Raw genomic sequence first — 18,308 nt, 5'->3', positions numbered from 1 at the left:
CGGCTCCCGCGATCCGGCCGGGCCGTCCGGCAAGTGCCACTCCTGACCTTTTCGGTAGTACCAGCCTGACGGATTTTTGCAAGACAGATTTGTGTTGTCCGCATGCGTCGCGGCGAAGAGAAAGGGCCGGAAACGCGAAACGCCCCACCGGCGGTTGCCGGCAGGGCGTTTTGCAAGACGACGCGGACCGTCAAGCCGTCAGCGGACGGCGACGGACTGCTTGGTCGGGACGGCGGCAACCTTCTGCTTCGGCTTGGCGGGAGCGGCGGCCTTGGCCGGCTTCGCCTTGGCGGTCGTGGCCTTGGGCGCTGCCGGAGCGGGCGCGGCCGAGGCGACGGCGAAGACCGGGTCGGGGTTGCTGACCACCTTCACGTCGCAGAGCGGGCGGCTGGCCAGATGCATCAGGCCGGCGTTCTTCTCGTCGCTGGTCAGGGTGCGAAGATCGTCCCCCGTCAGGTCCTTCGCGGCGACCGAACGGTCGACGAAGTTGGCGCAATATTGCGGGATGCCGATGGTGGCGGCGCGGCGGCTGATCTCGTTCGCCAGTTCGGTCCGGAACATGTCGAACTGGCGGGTGGCGTTGCCGCCGGAGCCAGAGCGCTTGTAGAAGTTGATCAGCGACGCTTCCGAACTGGACAGCAGGGCGCGGTTCTTGACCGAGAAGTCCTGGTACAGGTCGAACGGCTTCTTGTCCGGCACGACCGTGCGGCAGGTCAGGCCGACCACCATCATCTCGGTGTGCATGCGCATCAGCTGCTCGGCCGCATGTTCGGCGCGGTTGTAGCAGGCAGGCGTGGCCGGGACGCTGGACTTCGCCGGGCGCGCAGCCTTGGTGGCGGCCGGCTTCGCCGGCTCCTTGGCGGCAGCGCCGGCGGACGCCGGCAGGGCGAGCAGCGCGCCGAGGACGGCGGCGCCGGTCAGGGCTTTGAGGGAATGGCGGAGGGCGGCGCGCTGGCGACTCATCAGGGGCTCCGGTGGCGCGGTACGACAGGACGGGTTCGGGCGGGAAACTGCAGTGCCCGACAGTCGGCGACCTTCTACCCGAACGCCGTGACGGGTCAATGAGATTTGGCCGATGCTTGCGTTTTGTCCCATCGGCGCGTCGGGCAGGCAACGCCGGGTGACCGAAGGTTGCTCCCCTCCCGACGGAGGGAGCGTGCGTCGCTGGACGGGACCGGGCCGGCGACGCTATGGATTGGCGCAGCACAGTCGGACAGGTGACAGGGCATGGCAGCCACCGGATCGCAATCGGCCGGAACACAATCTGCCGGAACAGGGACCGCGGCAGAATACCGGAGCGGACACCGCATCGGCATCGATCTGGGCGGCACCAAGACCGAGGGCATCCTGCTCGACCGTCAGGGAAACCAGCTGGCGCGCCACAGAGTTCCGACGCCCAAGGGCGATTACGACGGCACCGTCGCCACGATCCGCGATCTGGTGGCCCGGCTGGAACAGGAAATCCCCGCTGGAAGCAGAGCGACGGTGGGGTTGGGCATTCCGGGCGCCATCTCACCCGCGACCGGGCTGGTGAAGAACGCCAACTCCACATGGCTGATCGGACGCGACTTCACGCGCGACCTGTCCCGGGCGCTCGCCCGTCCGGTGCGGATCGAGAACGACGCCAACTGCCTTGCGGTGTCGGAAGCGACCGACGGCGCCGGGGCCGGCTGCGGCGTGGTGTTCGCGGCGATCCTCGGCACCGGCTGCGGCGCCGGCATCGTCGTTCACGGCCGGGTGCTGGGCGGGCGCAACGCCATCGCCGGGGAATGGGGCCACAACCCGCTGCCCTGGCCGACCGACGAGGAGCGGCCGGGGCCGGCCTGCTATTGCGGCAAACAGGGTTGCCTGGAAACTTTCGTCTCCGGTCCTGCGGTTGCGGCCGACCATTTCACCGCAACCGGCGAAAGGCTGGACGCCGCGGCCATCCTGGTCCGCGCCGCCGACCCGTCGGCCGAAGATGCCGGGTGCGGGGCGACGGCGGACCGGCTGGTCGGCCGTCTCGCCCGCGGTCTGGCGGCGGTCGCCAACCTGCTGGACCCCGACGTCATCGTGCTGGGCGGCGGCCTGTCGAACGCGGACCTGCTGTATGACCGGCTGCCGGCGGCGATGCAGCCTTGGGCCTTCAGCGACCGGCTGGACACGCCGGTGCGCCGCGCCCGCCACGGCGATTCCAGTGGCGTGCGCGGTGCGGCATGGCTGTGGCGGCCCGGAGAGTTGCCGGCGGAGTAGCCGGTCCTTACTCCCGTCGCGCGGTTCGCGGCACAGGCGGAGCGTCGGCGCTGCGCGGTGCGGCCATTACGCGCTTGGCGGCCGCGGGATCCACCGGCGGCGGCGTCAGCGAATGGGACGCGGAGTAATGCTTGTCCGTCCGCTTCACGTCGGTGCCGTATCGCGCCATGCCGGCCCGGTCCTTGCCCGCCTTCGTCGCCCCCCAATGGGACGGCGCCGGGCCGGGCAGCGGCTGGGCCTGATCCAGGTTGCGCAGCAGCGGGCCGGTCGGGACCATCTGGTCGTACACCCAGGGCGCATATTCCTGCTTCTGGGCGTGGGCCGGCAGCGACAGCGTCATCACCGCCAGTGCGGCGGCGACGGCGGTCCGGATGGCGGTATCGGCAGAGAAGGCAACGCGGGTCATCGAACAGGCACCTTTCGTCCGGGAAAACGGATCGGAAGGAGCAGTCGAACGCAAAGCACCCGCGCCGTCCAATGCGGAGGCGCGTTACCCACCCCGGTCGCCGCATGCCCATGCGGGGCATAGGTCCCGCCTTGCGATACGGCGCCGGGGCTATTCCGTTGGGAGACCCCGTCAGGAGGCCGGCAGGCGGTAGAGCGTCAGGTGCAGGCGCTTTCCGGTGTTGTAGTTGAAGCCCGACAGCTCGGTCAGCGGCAGCGGCGTCACGGTGCCCAGGCTGTCGAGGAAGGCCGGCGCCTCGCGGTCCTCCACCAGGGCAAGCCCACAGGCGCGGTCCGCCGTCAGATGCGCGGCAGCGCCGGCACCATGGACCAGCTTGGTCGGCGTGCCGAGCAGGAAGACCAGGCTCGGCTCCGAATAGCCGGCGGTCGCCACCACGCTGTCCGGGCAGGGCCGGACCTGCGCGACAGCGCGGGCGGCCTGCCGGCTGACCCACACGCCGTCGATGCTCGGCAGCACGGCGGCATAGGTCCCGGCATAGAGCAGCGCCGCGGCACCGACCCCGGCGGCAAGCCCGGCCCGCCGCTCCCCACGCAGAAGAGAGCGCAGGGCGAGCGCGAAGAGGCCACCCACCGCCGGCACCAGCGCCATCCCGACCGGATCGATCCGGCCATCGACCAGCCAGGGGATCACCGCCACCGCCAGCGTCAAGGCACCGAAACCGATCACGCCCAGCGCCACCGCGGCGGCAACCAGCCAGCGGCGCGGCTTTTCGCGGCTGCGGTCGAAACCGTCGATCAAGGCCGCCGCGGCGATGGCGGCGATGGCCGGGAAGACAGGCAGGGTATAGTGCAGGAGCTTGGTCGGCACCGCCTCGAACACCAACCAGCTCGGGACGATCCAGGCGATGCAGAAGCGCACAGCATCCAGACGGCGGCGCGCCCACACCCAGGGAACGGCCAGCAGGGCCAGCAGCGACCAGGGGGCGAAGGTCACCCAGAAGGTGCCGAGGTAATAGCCGGGCGGCAGCCCCTTGCCCTCCTGACCGCCCGACACCTTGCCCAGCATGTCGTGGCCGACGGATTCGGCGAAGAAGGCGCCTTTGCTCTTGATGGCGATGGCGATCAGCCAGGGGGCGGCGATCGCGACGACGATGCCGATCCCGGCCAGCGGCTTCAACCGCTTCAGCCACCCGGCCTCGCGGTCCCACAGCGCCAGAACCAGCGCCGTGCTGCCGGACACCAGCAGGACCATCGGCCCCTTGACCAGCACGCCGATGCCGGCGGCGATCCAGAAGACCAGCGGAGCCACCCAGGCAGCGCGCCCGGCGGGGACCGGCCCACGGCGGCCGAGATAGAGCTGGGCGAGCACCGCCTGCCCGACCACCACAGTGGAGAGCAGCACGGCATCGGTCTTGGCCATCCGCGCCTCGACCCCCAGCACGACGCAGGAGGCCATCATCAGCCCGGCGATGAAGCCGGCCGGGCCGCCGAACAGCCGGGCCGCCGTCCAGGCGCTGGCGAGGACGGCCAGGATGGCGCCCAGGAACGAGGGGATGCGGTAGGTCCAGATGACCTTGTCGGCACCGACCGGAATTCCGCGCACAACATCGGCGGCAGCGGTCGCTGCGGTCTGCAGCCAGTAGATGCCGACCGGCTTCTTGTAGCGCGTCTCGTCCTGGAAGCGGATGTCGACATAGTTGCCGCTGTCCAGCATCTGCGACGATGCCTGGGCGAAGCGCGCCTCGTCCCGGTCGAAGGGCGGCAGCACCGTGAAGCCCGGCAGGAACAGCGCCGCGGCGATCAGCGCCAGCAGCGCATAGGCCCAGATCGGCAGGCGGCTGGCCGGCAGACGGCCTTGCGGCGAAGACGCTGCGGTCACGGCTTGCTCGGTACCGCGTCGCCGGTGGCCTGCGACTTCTTGTGCGACCAGACGAAATAGACGTTGCGGGCGTAGATCACCAAGCCCATGCCCTGCCCCAGCATGAAGACCGGGTCGAAGCGGTAGAAGGCATAGGCGAACAGCATGACGCCGCCGCCCAGCGAGAAGTACCAGAACATCTCCGGCACCACGCTGCGGCGCGCCTTTTCACTGGCGATCCACTGCACGATGAAGCGCATGGTGAACATCAGCTGGGCGAAAAAGCCGATGCCGACCCAGATCAGGTCGGTGGTGCTTTGCCCCTGGAACCACGCTGCGGCGCGCTCTAGCATCGTTGAATCCTGTACCGAATGGGTCGCTTGAGGGTCGATCGGCTTTAAAAGACGTCAGAGGCGTTCGGAGACCGGCGACATCTTCGTCCGCCGCTTCAGCCAGTAAACGCCCAGCAGATCGACCACGCCGATCAGCCCGCGCCGCCAGTTGTTGTATTTTGACACGCCGCGTTCGCGCGGACGATGGTTCACCGGCACATAAGCCACCGGGTGGCCGTGGGCGCGGAACAGCGCCGGCAGGAACCGGTGCATCGCCCCGAAGAAGGGCAGGTCGAGGAAGGCGTCGCGGCGGAACAGCTTCAGCCCGCAGCCACTGTCGGTGCAGCCGTCCTGCAGGAAGGACTGGCGGACGGCATTGGCGAACTTCGAGGCCCAGCGCTTCGATAGCGTGTCCTGCCGCTTCTTGCGCAAGCCGCCGACCAGCACCGGCGCTCCCGCCTCGCCCGTCGACACCAGAGCGAACAGTGCCGGGATGTCGGCCGGATCGTTCTGGCCGTCGCCGTCGAGCGTCACCACGAACTCGCCGCGCGCCGCCTTGACGCCGCTGCGCACCGCCGCACTCTGGCCGGAGCGCTGGACATGACGCAGCACGCGCAGCCGGCCGGCCTCGACCGCCGGGGCAAGACGCGCCTGGGTGTCGTCGTCGGACTGGTCGTCGACGAAGATGACCTCGAAACCGCCGACCGGAGCCAGTGCCCGCTCGATCTCTTCGAGCAGGGGCAGCACGTTCTCGGCCTCGTTGAAAACGGGGACAACGACCGACAGCCGCACCGGCTGGCCGCTCTCCGGATAAATGCTCACGGTTTGCCATCCCATTCGCCAAACGGGCGGCAAATTACTCTCGCGGCGCGGCGAACGGTAGCGGAAAAGGATGAGACGGAAGCGGGGCAGATCCCCGCTTCCGTCCGATATACGGATGCAGAGGCCGGACTACCCCTTCTTGCCACCGGTCTCGGGGACCAGGGGCAGCGGCACATACCGCAGGTCGCCGCCGCGGCTGACCAGCATCAGCAGGGTCTTGCGCCCCTGTTCCTTGGCCTTGGCGATGCGGGTTTCCAGATCGGCGGCGGTCGCCACCGGTTCCTGCCCGGCCTCCACGATGACGTCGCCGAGGTCGAGCCCGCGCTGCGAGGCCGCGCTGTCGCGGTCGACCTCCGTGACCACCAGACCGTCGACATCCTCGCCGATGGCGAAGGTTTCGCGCAGGCCGGGGGTCAGCGGAGCCAGCTTCAGGCCGAGCGCCGACTTGCTCTCCTCCGGCTGGGCGGACCGTGGCGCGCCGCTCGATCCCGACATCGCCAGCTGCTGCGGATCGTCGCGCAGTTCGCCGACGGTGACCTGGATCGACTGCTGCTTGCCGCCGCGCAACAGGGTCATCGGCACGGTGCTGCCGATCTGCGTGGAGGCGACGAGGCGGGGAAGCTGGCGCATCTGCTCCAGCGGGTCGCCGTTGAAGGCGGTGATGACGTCGCCCTGGCGCAGCCCGGCCGAGGCGGCGGGACTGTCGGGCGAGATGCTGGTGACCAGGGCGCCGCCGGCGCCTTCCACGCCCAGGCTTTCGGCGATGTCCGGCGTCACCCGCTGGACCTGGACGCCCAGCCAGCCGCGGCGCACCTTTCCGCCGTCCTTCAACTGGTCGATGATCGGCTTGGCCAGCGAGGATGGGATGGCGAAGCCGATGCCGACCGATCCGCCGGTCGGTGAATAGATCGCGGTGTTGATGCCGATCACGGCGCCGCCGGCGTCATAGAGCGGACCGCCGGAATTGCCACGGTTGATGGCGGCATCGGTCTGCAGATACTCGTCATAGGGGCCCTGCTGGATGTCGCGGGCACGGGCCGACAGGATGCCGGCGGTCACCGAGCCGCCGAGGCCGAAGGGGTTGCCGATGGCGACCACCCAATCGCCGACCTCCACCGTTTCGCTGTCGCCCCAATGGGCGGCGGTCAGCGGCTTGGCGCTCTCGACCTTCAGCAGCGCAAGATCGGTCGGCGCGTCCGACCCCACCAGCTTGGCCGGCAGCTTGGTACCGTCATGCAGGGTGACGGCGATTTCGGCCGCGTCGGAAACGACATGGTTGTTGGTGACGATCAGGCCCGACGGATCGATGATGAAGCCGGAGCCGAGCGCCATGCTGGGCAGCCCTTGCGGACCGCTCCCCTGCGGACCGCCGTTCGGCCCGCTTTCCGGCGAGCCGTTGCCCTGGCCGCCCCTTTGCCGGTTGCGGAACTCACGGAAGAACTGCTCCAGCGGCGAGCCGGGTGGAATGTCCATCCCCTCCGGCAGCCTGCCGCCACCCGCCGAGGGCTGGGGCGCCTGGGTGCTGGAGATGTTGACGACGGTGTCGATCTGCGTGCGGGCAAGGTCGCGGAAGGACGGCGGCGCGTATGTTCTGCTCGCCCCCGGCTGCGCCCCGACGGCGGGCGCGTCCTGGGCTGCGGCCGGCAGCGCCGGCAAAAACACAGCACCGGACAGCAACGCGCACAGCGCCGCGGCCGGAAGGCGTCGGAAGATCGGGTACGAACGCGGCACGGACGCATGCGGCATGGACGGTCTCCGCAGAAAACGGTTGGGCAAACGCCGAAGAGTCGCGACCAACGGCTCTTCAAAAGACCCTGGGCGAGAAACCATTGAATGGCGGGCCCCGGTCGGGTTTGTTCTGAAACTGCAAACACGCAACCCCCCGTCCGGGGTCCATCGCACTTTTCAAAAGTCCGGCGACCGGAAGATGCCGGCGGCGGATTCGTTCCACTCTGGGTTTCGGGCTGCCCGCAGTTTTTAAAACCGCAGGCCTTGCACCAAGCATCGTGCCCAGTTGTGACACCGGATACAAAATCACGATTCCGTGCAAAGTTATGCTGGCATTTTTGAGAAGAGTTTCCGATAGTCATCCATACCGAAAACATCGCCCGCCAGCGTGAAGCCTCGATGCTGCTGACGCACGCGCCCGCGTGGTCCCGCGTCTGAAGCGTGCGGTCCGGGTGGACATGCTGACGAATGACTGAAAATTCACTTTGGCAACCGAGCGATATAATGAACTCAGAAACCGGGAGCGAACCGGAGTCTCCCAAGAAGCGTGGGCGCATTCCTCAGTCGGCGTGGCCCCAAATTCTTGATCGCTACCGCAGCGGTGCAACCCTTTCGGCCATTGCGCGCGAATTCGAATGCACCCCCAGCGCCATCTCCTACATCATCAAGAAGGCGGAGGCCGCGAGCGGCCAGGGCGACGCCGTCTCCGGTGACGCGCAGGACGATGCACAGATCGCCGAGGCCGGCACGTCCGCCACGGCGGACACGGCGGGCGAAGCCGTTGCTCCGGTGACGGCGGCGACCCCGGAGACGCCGGCCGAAACACCGGTGGCCGCTCCTGCCGAACCCGCTCCGGCACCGGCTGCCGAGGCACCTGCCGAACCGCGCCGCGCCGCCGGCCGCACCGGCCGGACCACGCTGACCCGTGCCTCCCGGCCGGAACCGGCTGTCGAACCGGCCCCGGCCGAAGCACCGGCAGCGGCCCCGGCGCCAGCCCCGGCGCCGACGGAAACGCTGCGGCTGAACCGCCCGGACCCTGCCCCAGCGGCCCCGGCGCCCACGCCGGCTCCAGCCGCACCGGTGGCCGCCGCGCCGGAGGCCCCGCGGGCTCCCGGCCAGCCGACCCCACCGGTGGATGCGATCGAAGGCCGCCTGCGCGACACCGCCAAGGCCTGCATCTCCGCCTATCGCGGCTGGCGTCAGCAGCCGAGCGAGGCGACGATCCAGTCCCTGTCCGACACCGTGCATGAACTGCGCAAGGCCTTGGCCCGCGTGGAAATCGACATGTCGGCCAGCCGCCGCGAGGAACAGGCGATCCGCCCGATCCCGATCCCGGCGCATCGGGCTTCGCGCCGCCCGAACTGAGCGGACTTTTGAAAAAGCGGGTTTGAAAAAGCCCCTTTGAAAAGCCTCCGTCCCCCCGTGGGACGGAGGCTTTTTGTTGCCGCATTTGTTGCCGCGCCTCCGCTTGCGTTTTTCGCGCAAAAGGGGCTTGACGCCCCCCTGTCGAAAGGCTACTCCTCCGCACCCCGATGGAAGGGTGGCCGAGTGGTTAAAGGCAGCAGACTGTAAATCTGCCCGCGTTAGCGTACGCTGGTTCGAATCCAGCCCCTTCCACCATCCCTGCGAAATCACTGCCCCGCAGGGTTGCCGCTTGAGGCGGCGACTGTGCTGAAAACTCCCTCCTGGTTACAGCAATCCTGCGCCATCGATGCGCGGATTTATTGTTCGTTCGGCAGCGAGACATGCCCGACGGTGTAAAGTTGCATCGTCTCCGTCATCACAGGCGGCAGCCCGGGCCAGAGCGTGACTTTCGTCATCTTCCACCCCGTCGGATCGAACGCGGCAATGGCGGCCAATGCACCGGCGTCAATCGCCGACTTTGCCTCCGCGATGGCAGTGTCCCGCTGAGAAGCCAGATCCGAATAGGCGGCAATCGCAGCGATGTCGCGGGCCGCGTAAGTCGCGGCTTTCAAATTCCCCGTCAGTTCCGCATGCCAAACCAGCCATGTCTGCACCGACGGCCAGCCGAAATCGCGTGTCAGTGCCGCAAAACCCGGACTGGAAAGAAAGCTGTCGATCCCTTCCGGCTCATCCCACAGGTAGAACGGCGCATAGAGGTTTTCCGCACTGGCAAAGCCGGCGTCCTGCTTTCTTGCCGCGAGATAGGCTTTGAAACACAGCCGTGGAAAACCGTCGAGCAGAGGCCCCTTCTGACGAATGCGGCGGTCGATGATCGCCATGTCGTAATCGGCGGGCAGCACGAAGCTGTATTGCATGGCGATCATTGGGAAATCTCCTCCTGCCCGACGGCTTCCATCCAGTGAACGGCGGTCCCGTCCCGCACCGGCTGGACGCTGACATAGCTGAACGGGCTGGACGGGGCCGCGCCATGCCAGTGGCGTTCGCCGGGTGCGAACCAGACGGCGTCCCCGGCACGGACCTCGACCGCTTCGCCGCCCTCGCGCTGCACGAGGCCGACACCGTCGAGCACGAAAAGAAGCTGTCCGGACGGATGGCTGTGCCAATGGGTCACGACGCCCGGCGGGATGAAGGCGCGCATTGCCGTCATCTCCCCCTCCGTCCGGCTCGACAGCAGCATCTGGACGAGGAAGGCGCCGTTGGCGATCCCTTCGGGCGCGGCAACAATGCCTTCGCCGGCGCGTCGGACGGTCATGGCCGGCGGACAGGACATCTGCATTTCAAAATAGCCGGTCATGACCGGGCCTCCTGCGCCGGCAGTCCGGCCGACACACCGGATGCGAAGGACCAATCCTCGAAGGTCGAATCGGCGATCATGATCATCACGTCTTCCGGCCGTACGCCCGGCGATGCCGCAAGGGTCTCGACCAGCCGCCGGTAAAAGCGTGCCTTGGTTTCCGGCGACCGCAGCTTTCCCGTGGTGATGTGAAAGACGATGAAGTCGTCCGAGCGCGGGCCACCGCGATAGGTCCGGTCGAAGATCAATTCATCCGGTCGGTGCTGATGAATGGCCACGAAGCGGTCATTCTCCGGAACCTCGAAGCAGTCGACCAGCGCACGGTCCAGACTGTCGGAAATGGCCGCGAGATAGGCCGGCGATTTGCCCGCGAGCAAAGAAATCCGTGTGAAGGGCATGGCATGCCGCTCCTGTTTGAGCGATTGACAGCCCCAGTATGGATGGAGATTATCGTCCCGATAATCAGATTATTCTGAATGAATCGTCCTGTTTTGCGGGATTTTGCAAATGCGCCTGACCAACCTCGACATGGATGCGCTGCGCAGTTTCGTCGCCGGCATCGACGCCGGATCCTTCGCCCAGGCCGCCGACCGGCTCGGGCGGTCGACATCGGCGGTCAGCGCCCAGCTCAAGAAGCTGGAGGAACAGGCCGGGACGGCACTTGTGCGCAAGTCGGGTCGCGGCTTGACGCTCACCGACGGCGGCGAGGTGCTGCTCTCCTATGCCCGGCGTCTGTTGAACCTGAATGACGAGGCGATGAGCGCCGTGCGCGGCGCGGGGCTGGAGGGGTGGGTCCGTCTGGGAATCCAGGAGGATTTCGGCGAGACCGTGTTGCCGCAGGTCCTCGGCCGCTTTGCCCGCGCCCACCCCAAGGTCCGGATCGAGGGGCGCATCGCCCGCAACAGCGAGCTGTCCGAGAAAATCGCCTCCGGCCATCTCGATCTGGCCCTGGCATGGGACGACGGCAGTGCATCGGCCACCGAACGGATCGCGTCATTGCCGTTGTGCTGGCTGACCGCGGCGGAGGAGGCGCCGGTCTGGCGGGCCGGCGGGACCGAGCCGTTGCCGCTCGCCGCATTGGAGGCGCCATGCCTGCTGCGCACCATCGCCTGCGACCATCTGGACCGGCATGGGATTGCCTGGCGCATCGCCTTCGTCAGCCCGAGTCTTGGCGGCCTCTGGGCGGCGACGGCGGCGGGGCTCGGCATCGCCCTGAGGACGCCGGTGGGCCGGCCGGCGGCGGTCCGCGTGCTCGATCCCGTCGCCGGCGGCTTGCCGCAACTTCCGTCGCTCGGCCTCCGGCTCTTGCGGTCGGACAGGGGGCCGAACCCGATTGGCGATCATCTTGCCACCATCATCCGGCAGGCTTTGCGCGAAACACTGCCGGCCGGCTGGATGCCGGAAACACCGGACGCCGGCTGACGCCGGCCTCAGAGCGGCAGCGGATCGGCCGGCGTCACCCGCGGGAAGCGCAGCGTGAAGGCGGTCCCCGCCCCCGGCTCGCTCTCCAGCCGCAGCAGCCCGCGCAGGGTGCGCGTGACCAGCGTGTAGACGATGTTCAAGCCCAGCCCGCTGCCGCCGCGGTCGCGGCTGGTGGTGAAGAAGGGCTCGAAGATTTTACCGTGCAGGTCAGCCGGAATGCCGCGCCCGTCGTCGGCATAGACCAGTTCCACCTCCCCACCGGTCGCCGTGACGGTCACGGTCAGCCGGCCGCGGACGCCAGGCTCATAGCCGTGCAGGAGCGAGTTGATGACGAAATTGGTCAGGATCTGGCTGAAAGCGCCGGGGTAGCTGTCGAGCGTCAGACCATCCGGGCAACGCACCTCGACCGAATGCCCGCTGCGGCGGATGCGCATGCCAAGGCTGCGCAGAATCTCGTGGATGTACTGGTTCAGCTCGAAGACGCGGCGTTCCTCGCTGGCCTGATCGACGGCGATCTGCTTGAAGCTCTGGATCAGGCGGGTCGCGTGCTCGATGTTCAGCAGCATCAGCTGCGTCGCCTCGTCGGCGATGTCGATGTAGTCCGCGAAATCGCCGCGCCGCAGGCTGCCGGCTTCAAAGAGATGCCGCAAGGCACGGGTCTTCTCCGCCAACAGCGAGGCGCCGGTCAGGGCAATGCCGACCGGCGTGTTGATCTCGTGCGTCACCCCGGCCACCAGCGATCCCAGGGCCGCCATCTTCTCCGCCTGGATCAGCTGGACCTGCGCCTCCTTCAAATCCTGCAGGGCCCGCTCGGCTTCATCCCTGGCGGCGCGCACCGCCTCGGCCGCATGGACGCTTTCGGTGACGTCGGTGTGGGCGCCGACGATGCGGGCGATCCGGCCGTCATTCCCCGCCACGGCGAGCACGCGGGTTTCCAGGAAGACCGTCTGTCCGGACCGGTGGCGGAAACGCTGGAGCTGGCGGCTTTCCGACCGGCGGCCGGTCGCCAGTTCCTCCACCATCTCCAGCGCTGCATCGCGGTCCTGCGGATGGAGCAGCTCCTCCCAGCGGCGGCGGCTGTTGTCCATTTCCGTTTCGGAATATCCCAGCAGGCCCCACCATTGCGGGGAAAACCACACCTCCCCGCTGTGCAGGTCCCATTGCGAGATGCCCTCTCGCGCCGCCCGGATCGCCTGTTCCAGCAAGTCCCGGCTGGAGGCCAGTTCCCGCTCCGCCTGCTTGCGGCGGGTGATGTCGGTGTAGGTGGTGACGAATCCACCGTCGGGCAGCGGCAGGGTCACCGTCTCGATGATTACGCCGTCGGGCCGGACACGCTCGTTATAGAAGGGCCAGGGCGCCTTGCGGATATGGTGCAGTCGCTGCGCCACCAGATCGTCGACATTGCCGCGGCCGTAGCCGCCCTGTTCGGCGATGTGGCGGACCACCGCCTCGTAAGGCTGGGCGTAGCGCGGGAATCCGGGATCGATGTAGAGCAGCTCCAGCACGCGCCGGTTCCAGGCGACCAGCCGGAGGTCGCGGTCGAAGGCCATCACCCCCTGGCTGAGGCAGTCGAGCACCGAACTGGTCTTCGCCCACGGTCCATGCTCCGCCGGGATGCCGGCAACGGCCGCCTCGACCGCCGTCAGCAGCCACTCGCCCGCCCCGCCGCTCCCCAGCGCCAATGTGACGGCGCTGCCGTCGGGAAGCGCGGACGTCATCGGCCGGCCACGGCGCAGATCGGCCATGGCACCGCCCAGCAGGCTGCCGAACAGACCGTCCAGCGTCGTGTTGCCGGCCACGGCGAACCGGGCCGCGAAGGCGGCATTGGCCCACACCAGACGTTCGTCGGCGTCGAAGCGGGCGAACCCGGTTTCCCCCATGCCCGTGCCTACTCCCTCCGCTCGGTCCACCAGCCACCAAATTTGCGCGAAGACCCCAATTCAAATAGCATTGATTACGGGAATACTCATAAATTCTAACGCAAAAAAAGATTAGTTTCTCGCATTCTTATATCTCTGAAGTTGCCGGGCAAGTGCCATTGCGGGATGCCTCCCGAGAAATCCGGCGGACAGACCTCTTGATTTTGCGCGACCACGAAGCCTAATCCAGCGCCTGTCGTGGGGTGCGACAGTCAAGCCGTTGGCGGGAAAAGGATTTGCATGATGGGGGATGTCGCGGCCTATGGCAGCCTGTTCCTGGTGGCGCTGGTGGCCGCGACGATTTTTCCCGCCCAGTCCGAGCTTCTGCTCGCCGGGCTGCATGCATCCGGCAACTATCACGATGGCCTGCTGATTCTGGTGGCGACCGTCGGAAATGTCGCCGGTTCCACGATCAACTGGGCGCTCGGCCGCTATCTGATGCATTTTCAGGACCGCCGCTGGTTCCCGGTTTCCCGCCCGCTGGTCGAACGGGCGACCGGATGGTACCAGCGTTTCGGCGTCTGGTCGCTGCTGCTGGCGTGGGTACCCGTGATCGGCGATCCGCTGACGCTCGTCGCCGGCATCCTGCGCGTCGACCTGCGCCTCTTTCTGCTGCTGGTCACCGTCGGCAAGCTGGGACGATACGTTGCACTGATTGTTGCAATATAGCACAGTGTAGTAGAAGCATTGTGCGTGATACCGCTGAAATCAGACAACAATGAGCTTGTGAACGGGACGGCCGGCACAGTATTAACGGACCCCGAAACGCGGATCCCTCGAACCGGTGGAAAGCCTCGGACCTGACGGGGCTTTTCGGAATATCGACGTTGTTTGACAGAGGTCAAACGCGCCGCATCGGCGGTCGACTATGCTCCGCGCCAACGTGGAACCGGAAATCAGGCGCATCGACATGCCAGACGGAAGCATCGTTCAGCAGGGCCCCGCCCAACCCGCCAAGGTTCCGCTGTACGAAAACCATAAGACGATTCATCCGAAGGCGGTCAAGGGCCTCTATCGCCGCCTGAAGACCGTCACCTTCTCCGTTCTTCTGGCACTGTTCTTCATCGCTCCCTGGATCCGCTGGGAGCGCGGTCCCGATGCGCCGGCCCAGGCGGTGCTGTTCGACCTGACCACGCCGCGCTTCTTCCTGTTCTGGATCGAGATCTGGCCGCAGGAGATTTACTACCTCACCGGCATCCTGATCGTTGCGGCGCTGGGCCTGTTCCTGGCGACGGCGCTGGCCGGGCGTGTCTGGTGCGGCTTCGCCTGCCCGCACACGGTGTGGACCGACCTGTTCGTGTGGATCGAGCGCGTCTTTGAAGGCGACCGGGCGGAGCGCATCCGCATGGAAAAGCAGCCCTGGACGACGCGCAAGATCCTGCGCAAGGCCGGCAAGCATGCCGGCTGGATAGCGCTCAGCCTCGTCACCGGCTTCGGCTTCCTCGCCTATTTCACCGACGCCCCTGCCCTGCTGCACGATCTGGCCACCTTCCAGGCCAGCTACGAGGCGACATCGTTTTTCGGCATCTTCGTCGGCATGACCTATGTGATGGCCGGCTGGACGCGCGAGCAGATGTGCATGTACATGTGCCCGTGGCCGCGCATCCAGAGCGCGATGCTGGACGAACATTCGCTGGTCGTCACCTATCAGGTCGACCGCGGCGACAACCGCGGCCCGAAGCGCAAATCGCAGAGCTGGGACGAGCGCCGCGCCCAAGGCTTCGGCGACTGCATCGACTGCGGCCAGTGCGTGCAGGTCTGCCCGATGGGCATCGACGTCCGCACCGGCGAGCAGTCGGACTGCATCAACTGCGGCCTGTGCGTCGACGCCTGCGACAGCATCATGATCCAGCAGGGCCTGCCCACTCGCCTGATCGCCTTCGATTCGCTGGCCGCCCAGGATACGCGGGCGTCCGGCAAGAGCTACCAGTGGCGCCTGTTCCGCCCGCGCGTCATCGTCTATGCCCTGATGATGCTGGTCATCGGCGGCGCGATGGCCTGGAGCTTCGCGCTCCGCCCCAGCCTGAGCATCACCGTTCTGCGCGACCGCGCCCCGCTGTTCGTGACGCTGTCCGACGGGTCGATCCGCAACGCCTACACCTTCAAGGTCGCCAACAAGACCCGGCAGAACCGCTCCTACACCCTCAGCGTCGCCGGCCTGAGCACTGCCGACATCAAGGTGATCGGCGAGGCGGGGGATGAGGCAGCCGCCCACACCGCCACCATCTCGGCGGAGCCCGACAGCGTCGCCACCTATCGCGTCTATGTGACGGCCCCGCGCGCGGCACTCACCGCCGCCTCGCTTCCGCTGACCTTCCAACTGTCCGACACCGGCACTGCAGAGAAGAACAGCCGCGACAGCGTCTTCCTCGGCCCCGCCAACTGACGGTCGCCAGCACCTTGGCATGAGCGCGAAAGGCGGTGGCCGTCGGAACGGCCTACCGCCTTTCGCTTTTCTGCGCAAAGGGGGGACGCCCGCATGGACAGTTTGCGCGGGCACCCGAGCCACTCACCTGACTCAAGCGAACGCAGGCTGGGCTACGGCGACACCGTGCCGCCCGGCAGCGTGGTGACGGGTGGCAGCGAGGTGAAGGTCCCATGCTTTTTGATTTCGAACCATCGGGCATCAACGACACCTACCTGCGCCTGACACGCAACGGGTTGTCCTGCATCGTTGCGCCGGCCGGGGCATGGAACGGGCTTGTCCGGGTGAATTACATCGTGGCCGGCGCCCCCGGCAGCAGCGAGCCCTACATGATCTTCCGCAGCCTGGATGTCGGCTGGGACGATGGCCGCTTCTGCTGGAAGGGGCGCGCGGCGCCGGTGATGACCAGCTCGGCCATGGTCGACATCCTGCTGGATCGCGGAATGGTGACCGAGGCGGAGGCGGAACGGCTGCTGTTCGGCATCAACACGCCGGCGGCCGGCGCCACGTCCGACGAGTCGCTGATGATCCGCGCCCTGCTCGCCGGCTGCAGCTTCACCCCCGTCTACGACCAGCAGCCGCTCAGCAGCGAACCGCCGGCGGTCGCCGGCTTCGCCATGCGTACCCTGTCCGATCCCGGCGCCTTCATGCTGGAGGCCCGCAACGGCATCCCCGTTCTGGACAGCGAGGCGCGCGACGCTCTGCGCCGGCTGGTCGGCGTGGCGATGTGACGCCCTGCCCCTCCGTCTTTGGTCGAAGATCGCGGCGAATAGGACCGATTCCCCGCCCAATGGCGTAGGGACTAGACCTTCGGGCGATAGAAACTGTCACAGTGCCAGGACATTCTTATCGCAACTGCTCACAGGAGCCATGCTGCCGCCGACTTAAACCCTTTGCGAGAGAGTCCGACCAGCCATGAACGCCAGACTGTCCAACCGCTGCACCTCCCTGTTCGACCGTGCCCGCGCCGCTTGGCTCAGCCAGCCGCTGGCCCGCAAGCTGGCCTCCCGCAAGGCAACCGGGCGCCCCCGGATGTCGATGGAACTGCTGGACCTGGAACTCTTCCGCATCGACATCGGCCATTGAGGGAGGCCACTGAGGGCCGCCATTGAAGGCTGCCGTCCGGCCCCATTCGGTGACTGCGCTATTTCAGCAGATGCTCGTACCGCGCATCGGTCAGCGTCTTAATGAAGGCGACCAGCGCCTTGACGCGGCGGGTATCCAGGGCGGGCGCCGATTCCAGTTCCTTTGACGACAGGTTCGCCGCCACCTCCGGCGGTCCCCACGGCTTGCCCGTCTCCGGGTTGAGCGCGGCCTTTTCCGTCCGGTTGTTGTAGTGGTCGTAGAAGCGGACCACGGTTTCCAGATCCTTGAACACCCCGTTGTGCATGTAGGGGCCGGTCACCGCGACGTTGCGCAGGGTCGGCGTCTTGAATTTCCCCTCATAGGCGGCTTTGGCCGCCGCCGGATTGTCGTGCAGCCCGCGGTCGGCGAAGTCCGGTTTGCCGGTGGCGTCGCGCAGGGCGGGATTGGCCGGCACGCCGATGTTGTGGTGTTCGTAATTGGTGAAGGTCTCTCCCACGGCAGCCGGCATCGGCTTCAGCTTGTGGCACTGGTTGCAGTTGGTGAACTGGGTGGAGAAGAACAGGGTCATCCCCAGATTCCTCCTCCGCTGTCATCTTGTACTCGCCGCGCAGGGAACGGTCGTATTTCGAATCGAAGGGCGCGAAGCGCTCGGTCTTCTCGAAGGCGGCAATGCTGTCGCTCATCGCGTCATAGGCGCGCTCGGCGTCGTCCAGCACACCGGCACCGTAGAGCGCCACGAAGGCGCGGGCATAGTCGGGATTCTCCGCCAGCCGGGCGCGCGCCTGCTCCTTGGACACCAGCCCCATCTCCGCCGGGTTCAGCGGCGGACCGCCGGCCTGATCCTTCAGGGTGGCTGCACGGCCGTCCCAGAACTGCCCGCCGACCGCCTTGCCGTCGGGCTTGATGTGGAAAGACGGCGTGAAGGCGGCATAGCTCGCCGTCGGCGCGTTGCGGTCGCCCACCGATTTGCCGTTGTCCCCGACCGACGCCGCCCCGCCCGCCCCGCCGGTGCGCGGATCGGCGAAGCCGAAATCCGGGTTGTGGCAGTCGGCGCAAGATTGGGTGCGGTTGGCCGACAGGGCCGTTTCGGAAAACAGCGCTTCCCCCAGCTTTTCCTTGTTTGAGAGATCGGCAGCGAGCGCCGTCCCGCCCCCCGAGAGACCGGCCGACAAGAGCGCCAGCGCCAACGCACGGGGAACGGAAAGAGAGGGGATGGACATGATGACGCTCCTGGCAACGGCCGCTGACTGAGGCCGACACTGAGCGTCAAAGATTAAACGAGAGTGAGAATTGTTATCAATTGACCTGCGCAGAAGAGGGGTGGGGCGAAAGGTCGCTGACCACCACAGGCCCCGGCCCG

At 67.2% G+C, this 18,308-nt stretch carries 19 protein-coding genes and 1 tRNA gene; 8 read left to right on the top strand and 12 right to left on the bottom strand.

The genetic code is table 11. From position 1 onward, the window contains the following. Window positions 1–198: 198 nt before the first annotated feature. Entirely contained in the window at window positions 199–963 is a 765-nt protein-coding gene (locus ACWPN3_RS12760; RefSeq protein ID WP_492239658.1) for a hypothetical protein, read from the bottom strand. A 264-nt stretch (window positions 964–1,227) separates the two neighbouring features. Here ACWPN3_RS12760 and ACWPN3_RS12755 point away from each other — a divergent pair, with 264 nt between their 5' ends. Further along, window positions 1,228–2,232, top strand: coding sequence for an ROK family protein (locus tag ACWPN3_RS12755; protein ID WP_492239659.1), 1,005 nt, complete (start codon window positions 1,228–1,230; stop codon window positions 2,230–2,232). A gap of 7 nt (window positions 2,233–2,239) precedes the next feature. On the opposite strand, the gene ACWPN3_RS12750 is transcribed toward ACWPN3_RS12755, so the two are convergent. The 5 genes from ACWPN3_RS12750 to ACWPN3_RS12730 all read right to left on the bottom strand — a co-directional run bounded on the left by ACWPN3_RS12750 (window position 2,240) and on the right by ACWPN3_RS12730 (window position 7,395). Continuing rightward, a complete protein-coding gene (locus tag ACWPN3_RS12750; protein ID WP_109448435.1) occupies window positions 2,240–2,638 on the bottom strand; it encodes a hypothetical protein in 399 nt (132 codons plus the stop codon). A 171-nt stretch (window positions 2,639–2,809) separates the two neighbouring features. Next, window positions 2,810–4,516 carry an ArnT family glycosyltransferase gene (locus tag ACWPN3_RS12745; protein ID WP_492239660.1) on the bottom strand — a complete coding sequence of 569 codons (1,707 nt, stop codon included), beginning with the start codon at window positions 4,514–4,516 and terminating at the stop codon, window positions 2,810–2,812. Beyond that, complete coding sequence (locus ACWPN3_RS12740; protein WP_109448431.1) at window positions 4,513–4,848, bottom strand: lipid-A-disaccharide synthase N-terminal domain-containing protein; 336 nt, start codon at window positions 4,846–4,848, stop codon at window positions 4,513–4,515. The genes ACWPN3_RS12745 and ACWPN3_RS12740 overlap by 4 nt, the downstream gene beginning before the upstream one ends. Before the next feature lie 54 nt (window positions 4,849–4,902). Beyond that, window positions 4,903–5,664, bottom strand: a complete 762-nt coding sequence (locus ACWPN3_RS12735; RefSeq protein ID WP_492239661.1) for a glycosyltransferase family 2 protein — start codon at window positions 5,662–5,664, stop codon at window positions 4,903–4,905. Between the two features lie 114 nt (window positions 5,665–5,778). Further along, a complete protein-coding gene (locus ACWPN3_RS12730) occupies window positions 5,779–7,395 on the bottom strand; it encodes a DegQ family serine endoprotease (protein ID WP_492239662.1) in 1,617 nt (538 codons plus the stop codon). Window positions 7,396–7,881: 486 nt separating this feature from the next. On the opposite strand from ACWPN3_RS12730, the gene ACWPN3_RS12725 reads away from it, so the two are divergent. Then, window positions 7,882–8,742: a hypothetical protein gene (locus tag ACWPN3_RS12725; RefSeq protein WP_492239663.1), complete on the top strand. Its 861-nt coding sequence runs from the start codon at window positions 7,882–7,884 to the stop codon at window positions 8,740–8,742. Window positions 8,743–8,911: 169 nt separating this feature from the next. Then, window positions 8,912–8,997: transfer RNA gene (locus tag ACWPN3_RS12720), tRNA-Tyr, on the top strand. A gap of 101 nt (window positions 8,998–9,098) precedes the next feature. Here ACWPN3_RS12720 and ACWPN3_RS12715 read toward each other — a convergent pair. Genes ACWPN3_RS12715 through ACWPN3_RS12705 form a run of 3 tightly spaced genes read right to left on the bottom strand, consistent with a single transcriptional unit; the run spans window position 9,099 to window position 10,494 of the window. Then, window positions 9,099–9,665, bottom strand: a complete 567-nt coding sequence (locus tag ACWPN3_RS12715; RefSeq protein WP_492239664.1) for a DUF4865 family protein — start codon at window positions 9,663–9,665, stop codon at window positions 9,099–9,101. Then, a complete protein-coding gene (locus ACWPN3_RS12710; protein WP_492239665.1) occupies window positions 9,662–10,096 on the bottom strand; it encodes a cupin domain-containing protein in 435 nt (144 codons plus the stop codon). Before ACWPN3_RS12710 ends, ACWPN3_RS12715 begins: the two co-directional genes overlap by 4 nt. After that, window positions 10,093–10,494 (bottom strand): tautomerase family protein, encoded by a 402-nt coding sequence (locus tag ACWPN3_RS12705; RefSeq protein ID WP_492239666.1) that lies wholly within the window; start codon window positions 10,492–10,494, stop codon window positions 10,093–10,095. Before ACWPN3_RS12705 ends, ACWPN3_RS12710 begins: the two co-directional genes overlap by 4 nt. 109 nt (window positions 10,495–10,603) lie before the next feature. On the opposite strand from ACWPN3_RS12705, the gene ACWPN3_RS12700 reads away from it, so the two are divergent. Further along, window positions 10,604–11,518 (top strand): LysR substrate-binding domain-containing protein, encoded by a 915-nt coding sequence (locus ACWPN3_RS12700; protein WP_492239667.1) that lies wholly within the window; start codon window positions 10,604–10,606, stop codon window positions 11,516–11,518. 8 nt (window positions 11,519–11,526) lie between these two features. On the opposite strand, the gene ACWPN3_RS12695 is transcribed toward ACWPN3_RS12700, so the two are convergent. Next, a complete protein-coding gene (locus tag ACWPN3_RS12695; RefSeq protein WP_492239668.1) occupies window positions 11,527–13,398 on the bottom strand; it encodes a PAS-domain containing protein in 1,872 nt (623 codons plus the stop codon). 279 nt (window positions 13,399–13,677) lie between these two features. Here ACWPN3_RS12695 and ACWPN3_RS12690 point away from each other — a divergent pair, with 279 nt between their 5' ends. From ACWPN3_RS12690 to ACWPN3_RS12675, 4 genes are all read left to right on the top strand, one after another. Continuing rightward, window positions 13,678–14,106 (top strand): YqaA family protein, encoded by a 429-nt coding sequence (locus ACWPN3_RS12690; RefSeq protein ID WP_492239669.1) that lies wholly within the window; start codon window positions 13,678–13,680, stop codon window positions 14,104–14,106. 241 nt (window positions 14,107–14,347) lie between these two features. After that, a complete protein-coding gene (gene ccoG / locus ACWPN3_RS12685; protein WP_247873095.1) occupies window positions 14,348–15,823 on the top strand; it encodes a cytochrome c oxidase accessory protein CcoG in 1,476 nt (491 codons plus the stop codon). Between the two features lie 212 nt (window positions 15,824–16,035). Further along, window positions 16,036–16,593 carry a hypothetical protein gene (locus tag ACWPN3_RS12680; RefSeq protein ID WP_492239670.1) on the top strand — a complete coding sequence of 186 codons (558 nt, stop codon included), beginning with the start codon at window positions 16,036–16,038 and terminating at the stop codon, window positions 16,591–16,593. Window positions 16,594–16,777: 184 nt separating this feature from the next. After that, window positions 16,778–16,948 (top strand): hypothetical protein, encoded by a 171-nt coding sequence (locus ACWPN3_RS12675; RefSeq protein ID WP_492239671.1) that lies wholly within the window; start codon window positions 16,778–16,780, stop codon window positions 16,946–16,948. Between the two features lie 58 nt (window positions 16,949–17,006). Here the strand turns inward: ACWPN3_RS12675 and ACWPN3_RS12670 are convergent, their stop codons facing one another. Together ACWPN3_RS12670 and ACWPN3_RS12665 are read right to left on the bottom strand one after the other, a co-directional pair. Continuing rightward, window positions 17,007–17,402, bottom strand: coding sequence for a hypothetical protein (locus ACWPN3_RS12670; RefSeq protein ID WP_492261460.1), 396 nt, complete (start codon window positions 17,400–17,402; stop codon window positions 17,007–17,009). After that, window positions 17,305–18,168, bottom strand: coding sequence for a cytochrome-c peroxidase (locus tag ACWPN3_RS12665; RefSeq protein ID WP_492261459.1), 864 nt, complete (start codon window positions 18,166–18,168; stop codon window positions 17,305–17,307). The genes ACWPN3_RS12670 and ACWPN3_RS12665 overlap by 98 nt, the downstream gene beginning before the upstream one ends. Window positions 18,169–18,308 lie beyond the last annotated feature (140 nt).

The organism is Azospirillum sp. UENF 111221 (genome assembly GCF_058780625.1).
This window is presented reverse-complemented; position numbering and strand designations above follow the sequence as displayed.